This window comes from Hymenobacter rubripertinctus (assembly GCF_003583925.1).
Classification (GTDB): domain Bacteria; phylum Bacteroidota; class Bacteroidia; order Cytophagales; family Hymenobacteraceae; genus Hymenobacter; species Hymenobacter rubripertinctus.
Genome location: NZ_QYCN01000123.1, coordinates 1 through 539 on the forward strand (window position 1 = coordinate 1; position 539 = coordinate 539).

A 539-nucleotide genomic window follows, 5' to 3' on the forward strand; every position below is an offset into this window, starting at 1 on the left:
AATGGCGCACAAACGGCACCTGTCGCAAAAGCGTAGTAAGTTTGGCGCTGAGGCATTGCTTCACGGGGCAGAACGGGTTTGGATGGTGTAGGAACCCCAAAGGTCGGACTGCCCCGTTTTATGCCGCAATATTTAGTAGGGTAGAGTACCCCCGCATTACCGTTCTGTCTGCTACCACCGCCGCCCGCTCTATCTACCTACCGCGCCGGGCCGCGCTGCTTGCCTACCCCACTCACACACCGCCACTGCCTGCCTCCTGCCCCCACTCGGGCTGCCGGGGCCCGCGTGGCTTTTTTCGGGCCTTTCCTTTTCCTCCTTTTTTCCCGCTATGAACCCCCTTACTTGCCTGCTGCTGGCCGCCGCCCTGCCCCTGGCCGCCGCCGCCCAAACCGCCCCCCCCGCCGACTCCGTGGCCACCTACCGCCACCAACTGGGCCTGACGGCCAGCCCCGTGCTCGACGGCTTCTTCAAAAACAACCGCGCCCTGCCACTGGGACTGCTTTATAAGCGCCAGACCAAGCCCAATCAGGCGTTGCGTC

General features: G+C 63.5%; 1 protein-coding gene. It reads left to right on the forward strand.

Annotated features, from left to right (window positions below; genetic code table 11):
* Nucleotides 1-328 precede the first annotated feature (328 nt).
* Nucleotides 329-539 (forward strand): hypothetical protein (locus D0T11_RS21815; protein ID WP_147374816.1); only part of this gene is annotated, 211 nt, incomplete at its 3' end.